At 72.5% G+C, this 8,052-nt stretch carries 6 protein-coding genes and 1 pseudogene; all 7 read right to left on the bottom strand.

Annotated features, from left to right (window positions below; genetic code table 11):
• Positions 1-151: 50S ribosomal protein L31 (gene rpmE, locus Q1N79_RS27545; RefSeq protein WP_300613972.1), on the bottom strand; the 151-nt coding region annotated here is incomplete at its 3' end.
• Positions 152-197: 46 nt separating this feature from the next.
• Positions 198-2,180, bottom strand: a complete 1,983-nt coding sequence (gene rho, locus Q1N79_RS27550) for a transcription termination factor Rho (RefSeq protein ID WP_300613964.1) — start codon at positions 2,178-2,180, stop codon at positions 198-200.
• A gap of 430 nt (positions 2,181-2,610) precedes the next feature.
• Complete coding sequence (gene thrB, locus Q1N79_RS27555) at positions 2,611-3,537, bottom strand: homoserine kinase (protein ID WP_300613966.1); 927 nt, start codon at positions 3,535-3,537, stop codon at positions 2,611-2,613.
• A 49-nt stretch (positions 3,538-3,586) separates the two neighbouring features.
• A pseudogene (thrC, locus tag Q1N79_RS27560) lies at positions 3,587-4,672 on the bottom strand (threonine synthase); the annotation flags it as partial.
• A complete protein-coding gene (locus tag Q1N79_RS27565) occupies positions 4,669-5,979 on the bottom strand; it encodes a homoserine dehydrogenase (RefSeq protein ID WP_300613968.1) in 1,311 nt (436 codons plus the stop codon). The pseudogene thrC and the gene Q1N79_RS27565, both read right to left, overlap by 4 nt.
• Positions 5,976-7,370, bottom strand: coding sequence for a diaminopimelate decarboxylase (lysA, locus tag Q1N79_RS27570; RefSeq protein WP_300613969.1), 1,395 nt, complete (start codon positions 7,368-7,370; stop codon positions 5,976-5,978). Before lysA ends, Q1N79_RS27565 begins: the two co-directional genes overlap by 4 nt.
• A 16-nt stretch (positions 7,371-7,386) precedes the next feature.
• Positions 7,387-8,052 (bottom strand): DALR anticodon-binding domain-containing protein (locus tag Q1N79_RS27575; RefSeq protein ID WP_300613970.1); only part of this gene is annotated, 666 nt, incomplete at its 5' end.

The raw sequence follows: 8,052 nt of genomic DNA on the forward strand, positions 1-8,052 counted from the left end.
CGACGAGCTTCTGCTTGCCGGTGTAGAAGGGGTGGCACTCGTTGCACAACTCCGAATGCAGCTCGGGCTTGGTCGAGCGGGTGGTGAAGGTGTTCCCGCAGGAGCACCTCACCGTCGCCGTGACGTAGTTGGGATGCAGTTCGGTCTTCATCGTTCCTCCAGTCTGCCCGCCTCCGCGGCCGGCGGTGGCGATCGCCTCAAACGGTGGGCACGGGCGCCTTGGCGATCTCGGCCAGGAACTCGTCGTTGCTCGAGGTGGTGCGGATCTTGTCCATCAGCAGCTCGAGCCCGGCGGCCTCCTTGCCGTCCGAGGCGAGGGCGTTGAGGACACGGCGCAGCTTCCACACCTGCTGGAGCTGGCCCCGCTCGAAGAGCAGCTCCTCGTGGCGGGTGGAGCTGGCGTTGACGTCGATGGCCGGGTAGAGCCGGCGCTCCGACAGCCGCCGGTCTAGCCGCAGCTCCATGTTGCCGGTGCCCTTGAACTCCTCGAAGATGACCTCGTCCATCCGGGAGCCGGTCTCGATCAGCGCCGTGGCGAGGATCGTCAGCGAGCCGCCGTTCTCGATGTTGCGCGCCGCGCCGAAGAACCGCTTGGGCGGGTACAGCGCGGTCGAGTCGACACCGCCGGAGAGGATCCGGCCGCTGGCCGGCGCGGCCTGGTTGTAGGCCCGGCCGAGCCGGGTGATCGAGTCGAGCAGCACCACGACGTCGTGACCCATCTCGACCAGGCGCTTGGCGCGCTCGATCGCGAGCTCGGCGACCGTCGTGTGGTCGTCGGCCGGGTGGTCGAAGGTGGAGTGGATCACCTCGCCCTTGACGGTGCGCTGCATGTCGGTGACTTCCTCGGGCCGCTCGTCCACGAGGACGACCATGAGGTGGCACTCCGGGTTGTTCTTGGTGATCGCGTTGGCGATCGCCTGCAGGATCATCGTCTTGCCCGCCTTCGGCGGCGAGACGATCAGGCCGCGCTGGCCCTTGCCGATCGGGCAGATCAGGTCGATGATGCGGGTCACCAGGTTGCCGGGGTCGGTCTCGAGGCGCAGCCGCTGCTGCGGGTAGAGCGGGACCAGCTTGGCGAACTCAGGCCGGGACGCTGACTGCTCCGGGTCCAGGCCGTTCACCTTGTCGAGGCGGACAAGCGCGTTGAACTTTTCCCGCCGCTCGCCGTCCCTGGGCTGGCGGACCGCGCCCTCAATGACGTCGCCCTTGCGCAGCCCGTGCTTGCGGACCTGGGAAAGCGAGACGTAGACGTCGTTCGGGCCGGGCAGGTAGCCCGTGGTCCGGACGAACGCGTAGTTCTCGAGCACATCCAGGATGCCCGCGATGGGGATCAGCACGTCGTCCTCGGTGATCACCGCCTCAGGCTCGCCGCCCTGCCGGTCGCCGCGGCGCCTGTTGCGGTTCCTGAAGCGGTCCCGCCCGCGCCGCCGGCCCTGGCTGTCCTCGTCGTCGTCACGGCCGCTGCCGCCCTGCGCGCTCTGGCCGTTCTGGCCGGCCTGGTTGCCGCGCCCGCTGTTGGCGGCGGCGCGATCCGGCTCCCGGCCATCCCTGCGCTGCTCGCGGCCCCCGGTCCCCTGGCCGGTCCCCTGGTCGTCACGGCGCCCGTTCCTGCGGCGGTCGCCGCGCCTGGCGTCCTGGCCGGAGCCAATGCCCTGCGCGTCGGAACCGCTTTCCGTGCCAGCCTGGTGCGCGGTGGACGCCGGCTGGCGGACCGAGGCGGCATGCGCCTGGCCCTCGCCAATGCCGGCCTCGCCGGCGCTGGTACTCCGCGGCGCCTCGCCGATGCCGCCACTGCGGCCCGCGGCGCCGATGCCTGACCGGACGGCTGTGTCTGCTTCCATAGCATCCTGATTCAGGGGGCGAGGCGCGCCGGCTCCCGCAGACGCGACCCGCGTGGCTGATTCCTCGGCGCCCAGGGGGGCCCGGCGTTCCCGCTGACCGCCACCCTGGCGCTCCTTGATCGCGGCGACAAGGTCCCCTTTACGCATCCGTCCCGTCCCCGGAATGCCAAGCTGCTGGGCGATCCGCTGCAGATCGGAGACGAGCAGCTTGGAGAGGTCCCCGCCGTCACGGCCCGGTGACCGTGGCGCGGCACCTGCGGAGCCGGCGGCAGATTGACCGATGGGGGAATCCCCGGACGCGGATGACGCGCCGCTGAGGAGTTCGGTGGTGTCGCTCACTAATGGTCCTTCCATTATGATCCTCGGCCGCCTGGGTGTCTTCCCGACCCGGTTGTGTGGCGCCAGACCCGATTCGCATCGCCCGCGAGACCCGCTGATTGTGCGTGATTCCGCTCGCATCTACGCTCGGCATCTACCTCGGCACCTCGCGTTGTCCTGTCCGCGCCCCGTCACCGGGAGCCGCCGGCGTGAAGATGTGAACGTGGTAGCACTCAGGGGAACGAGATACTCTCCTGCGGTGAAGCCGAAAGCCCACTTCCCGGGCAGGTATACGTTACCCCCCAGGCGACGTGTGGATGACCAGCACCCGCCCCGCACTGGGGCAGCCGATGCTGCACCTAGCCTAACACCGACAGCGCCCACGGCATTCCATCGCAGCCATCCATGTCGCGGAAAGAGGGTTTACCGGCCAGGCGAGGACTGCCCAGCATCACCGGGCGCTCGGTACACCCGGTGCCACACTGGCGCCCTGTCGCTCGACGTCTAGCGGGCTTATCAGCCATCCAATACCCGTTTCTTTCACGATTGAATCCAGCTTGTCGAGGCCCTGGCGGGAGGTCAGGAGGGCCAGCACCGACGGGCCGGCACCGGATACCACGGCAGGCAGCCCCGCCCCGCGCAGGCGTCCGACCAGGTCGTGCGTGGCGGGCATCGCCGGCGCCCGGTAATCCTGGTGCAGCCGGTCCTCTGTTGCGTCGAGCAGCGCATCCGGCCGCTGCGTGAGCGCCGCGACGAGCAGCGCCGCGCGGCCGGCGTTGCGCACCGCGTCGGCGTGCGGCACCTCCTTCGGGAGCAGCCCGCGGGCGACCCCGGTGGAGACCCGCGACGGCGCGATGATCACCACCGGCGTCACCTGCCCGGCAGGCTCGAGCCGGACCGCCCGCGCGGTGCGGCGGGCTATCCACGACACGGTCAGGCCGCCGTACAGGCAGGGCGCCACGTTGTCCGGGTGTCCCTCAAGCTCGTTCGCCAGGGGAAGCGCCTCCCCTGGGCCGAGCGTCGCGCCGGCGAGCGCGCGCGCGGCGAGTATCCCTGCGACGATCGCGGCCGCCGAGGATCCCAGGCCGCGCCCGTGTGGTATCCGGTTCACGCAGCGCAGCGCGATGCCCGGGGGCTGCCCGCCGCCGAGTTCGTCGAACGCCGCCCGCATCGCCCGCACCATGAGATGCTTTTCCTCCGCGTCCGCGACGTCCGCGGCCCCCTCGCCCGCGACCTCGATCGACAGCCCGGACTTGACCACCCGCGCCTGGACCTCGTCGTGCAGGCTCAGCGCGAGCCCGAGCGCGTCAAACCCGGGCCCGAGGTTGGCGCTCGTCGCCGGCACCCGCACGAGCACCGCCTGGTCAGCCCATGCCATCGCGCGCAACCCTTCGCGGAGCTCTCCGCGCCCCCCGGCGCACTAAGCCGAGTCCAAGCGCCGCGGCGGCCGCCCCCGCGTCCGCCGCGACCGTGGTCGGCGCCGGCGCGCCGGACAGCGCCCAGTCCGGGTCCTTGAGCCCGTTGCCGGTGACCGTGCACACCACCCGCGAACCCACGGGAATCGCGCCGCTTGCGCACGAGGCGAGCAGCCCGGCCACGCCCGCCGCCGAGCCGAGCTCGCCGAACACGGCCTCCTCGCGGGCCAGGATCCGGTAGGCGGACAGGATCTCCCGGTCGGTGACCTTGTCGATCAGGCCGCCCGACTCGTCCCTGGCGGCCTCGGCCAGGTGCCAGGAAGCGGGGTTCCCGATCCGGATCGCGGTCGCGATCGTCTGCGGATGGCTGACCGGCGCGCCGTCCACGATCGGCGCCGCGCCGCTGGCCTGGAAGCCGAACATCCGGGGCCGCCGCGACGCGACCCCGGCGGCGCAGTACTCGCGGTAGCCCATCCAGTACGCGGAGATGTTGCCCGCGTTGCCGACCGGCAGGCAGTGCACGTCGGGCGCGTCGCCGAGCGCGTCCACGATCTCGAAGGCCGCGGTCTTCTGTCCCTGCAGCCGGTCCGGGTTCACGGAGTTGACGAGCGCCACCGGGTAGTCGACGGCCAGCTTCCGCGCCAGCTCCAGGCAGTCGTCGAACGACCCGTCCACCTGCAGCAGCCTGGCGCCGTGCACGAGCGCCTGAGCGAGCTTGCCGATCGCGATCTTGCCCTTGGGGACGAGGACCGCGCAGGTCAGGCCCGCCCGGGCGGCGTACGCGGCCGCGCTCGCGCTGGTGTTGCCCGTCGAGGCGCAGATCACCGCCTTCGCGCCGGCCGCGGCCGCCACGGTGATCGCCACGGTCATGCCGCGGTCCTTGAACGAGCCCGTGGGGTTGACCCCCTCGACCTTGAGGTAGACGTCGCACCCGGTCCGTGCGGAAAGCACCGGGGCGGCCAGCAGCGGCGTCCCGCCCTCATGCAGGGTGATCACCGGCATGTCCGCCGTGACCGGCAGCCGGTCGCGGTATTCGGCGATGACTCCGCGCCACGGCGCGCGTGCGCCGGTGCCCGCCACGGCGCGCGGTCCAGTCATGACGGGTCTTCCTCCCCTTCCACCCGCATCACGCTCGCCACCGCCCGGACGACGGGCAGCGCCCGCAGCTCGGACACCGTCGCGGCGAGCGCGGCGTCCCGCGCCTCGTGCGTGACGATGATGAGCAGCGCCTGGTCGCCCCGGCTCGTCTGCCGTACCGCCTGGATGGAGACGTCGTGCCTGGCAAACGCCTCGGCCACCGGGGCGAGCACGCCGGGACGGTCGGCCACGTCCAGGGACACGTGGTACCGGGTCAGCGTATCGCCCATGGGCAGCACCGGCAGCTCAGCGTAGGTGGAAAGCTCAGGCCCGCGGGTGCCGGCCAGCCGGTTCCGCGCGACCGCGACGATATCCCCGAGCACGGCGCTGGCCGTCGGCGTGCCGCCGGCCCCGGCGCCGTAGAACATCAGCCTGCCCGCCGACCGCGCCTCGACGAACACCGCGTTGTAGGCGCCGCCGACGGCGGCGAGCGGGTGGCTGCGCGGGATCATCGCCGGGTGCACCCGCACCGCCACGCCGCCATCGAACCGCTCGCAGATCGCCAGCAGCTTGACGGTCCGCCCGAGCACGCGGGCGGAGGCGATGTCCGCGGCGGTCACCTCGGTGATGCCCTCGCGGTGCACGTCCGCCGCGGTGACCCTGGTGTGGAAGGCCAGCCCGGCCAGGATGGCCGCCTTCGCCGCCGCGTCGAACCCCTCGACGTCGGCGGTCGGGTCGGGCTCGGCGTACCCAAGCGCCTGCGCCTCCTCAAGCGATTCGGCGAAGTCGGCGCCTGAGGTGTCCATCCGGTCCAGGATGAAGTTGGTCGTCCCGTTGACGATGCCGAGCACCCGGTGCACCGTGTCGCCCGCCAGCGATTCGCGCAGCGGCCGCAGCAGCGGGATCGCCCCGGCGACGGAGGCCTCGTAGTACAGGTCGGCGCCGCAGGCGCGGGAGGCCGCGTGGATCTCCTCGCCTTGCTCGGCGAGCAGCGCCTTGTTGGCGGTCACCACCGACTTGCCCGTCTTCATCGCGGCGAGCAGCAGCGACCTGGCGGGCTCGATGCCGCCGATCACCTCCACCACGATGTCGACGTCCGGCCGCGTGGCCAGCGTCATCGCGTCGGCCGTCAGCAGCGACGGGTTGATGCCCGGCCGGGGATGGGAGAGCCGGCGCACCGCGATCCCGGCCAGCTCCAGCCGGGCGCCGGCCCGCACGGTGAGGTCAGCGGACTGCTCCGCGAGCAGCCGCGCCACCTGGGAGCCGACCACCCCGCAGCCGAGCAGCGCGACCCGCAGCACCGGCCGGTTGCCAGCGGGCGCGCTCATCCGACGTCCAGGGAGAGCAGGTCGTCCAGGGTCTCGCCCCGCACGATCGCACGGGCCGAGCCGTCTCGCACGGCCACCACGCCGGGCCGCGGCAGGTGGTTGTAGTTCGAGGCAAGCGAGCGGCAGTACGCGCCGGTGGCGGCCACGGCGAGCAGGTCCCCTGGCGCCAGGTCCGCGGGCAGGTAGCAGTGCCTGACCACGATGTCCCCGCTTTCGCAGTGCCGCCCCACGACCCGCGACAGCATCGGCGGCGCGTCCGACGACCGGGACGCGAGCACGCATGTGTAGGACGCGTCGTACAGCGCGGTGCGGATGTTGTCGCTCATCCCGCCGTCCACGCTGACGTAGGTCCTGATCCCGTCCACGTCCTTGATCGTGCCGACCTCGTACAGCGTCACCGTCGACGGCCCGATGATCGACCGGCCAGGCTCGACGGTCAGCCGCGGCACCGGCAGGCCGAACGCCGCGCACTGCGCGGCGACGATAGCGCGCAGCGCGTGCGCCAGCGACTTGACCTCAGGCGGGTCGTCCTCGGGCGTGTACGCGACGCCGAATCCGCCGCCAAGGTCGAGATCGGCGATGGTCACCCCGTGCTCGGCGTGGATCCGCGCGGCCAGTTCCATCACCCGGTGGGCGGCCACCTCGAACCCCGCCGTGTCGAAGATCTGCGAGCCGATGTGCGAGTGCAGCCCGGCGAACTCGAGCACGGGCAGCGCGAGCACCCGGCGCACTGCCTCGTCCGCGGCGCCGGACGCCAGCGAGAAGCCGAACTTCTGGTCATCGTGCGCCGTGGCCATGAACTCGTGCGTGTGCGCCTCGACCCCGGTGGTGGCCCGGACGAGCACCCGCGGCCGGCACGCGGCCCCGGCCGCGTCGGCGTAGTACGCAAGCCGGGCGATCTCCTCGAAGGAGTCGACGACGATGTGCCCGACGCCCGCGGAGACGGCCTGGGAGATTTCGGCGGGCACCTTGTTGTTCCCGTGCATGGTGACCAGCGCCGGGTCAACACCGGCGGACAGCGCGACCGCGAGCTCGCCGCCGGTGCACACGTCCACGCCGAGGCCCTCTGCTGTGACCCAGCGCAGCACCGCGCGCGAGCAGAATGCCTTGGCGGCGTAGTACACGCGCGCGTCGGAACCGAGCGCTTCCACGTACTCCCGGCAGCGGCCGCGCACGTCCTCTTCGTCGGTCACGAACACCGGCGTGCCGAATTCGGCCGCCAGGTCGCGGACGTCGGCGCCGGCGAGCGTCAGCACGCCGCCGCGGCGCACGGCGCCGCGGGGCCAGACCACCGGGTGCAGCGCGTTCAGGTCCGCGGGCGGCGCCGGCGGGTGGTCGGCGGGCAGCACATCCGCGTGACGCGGCCCGGCGGGGTGGGCGACACGGCTCATCAGTCAGTCTCCGATTTCACAGGCGGTCAGGCGCGCTGACCCCGAGCAGCCCGAGTCCGGCGGCCAGGGCAGCCTGCGCCGCGCTGGCCAGGGCCAGTCTGTCACTTCCGGGAGCACGGGCGCCTCCCGGTTCCGCGGCGGAAGTCAAGGTGGCGATCGTGACGCTGGCCAGCTCCTCAAGGTACCGGGCGAACTCGTCGGGCCGGCCACGGCGCGCGGCCACGGCGACCCGTTCGGGAAGCCAGGACAGCGCGTCGAGCAGCGCCAGCTCCCCCGGGTCAGCGGGCGGGCGCCGCGGGACCGCCGCCGTTGACCCGGTGCTGGCTGCCCAGCGCACCCCGGACGCGGCGCGGGCGTGCGCGTACCTCACAGCATAGGCGGGGTTACCAGGCACGTGCCGCGCTATTTCCGCCGCCTCGATCCGCACCGGCCGCCCTGGCGCGGCCCTGGCCAGCGAAAACCGTACCGCATCCGGCCCGGCGAAGGCGATCGCCGCGGCCACGGGAAGGCTGCGCTTGGGAGAAGGCAGGGATCGTTCTGGATAACGGGGAGCGGTAACCGTCGCGCCCGCCGCGGCGGCGAGCCGGACGGTCAGCTCGGCGGCCAGTTCCGCCCGTGCCACCTCCCAGCTCGGCGCGGCGGGCAGGTCGGCGGGCGGCGGCGCGGCCAGCGTGACCCCGCC

The organism is Trebonia sp., from assembly GCF_030042015.1.
In the GTDB taxonomy this organism is placed as follows: Bacteria; Actinomycetota; Actinomycetes; order Streptosporangiales; family Streptosporangiaceae; genus Trebonia.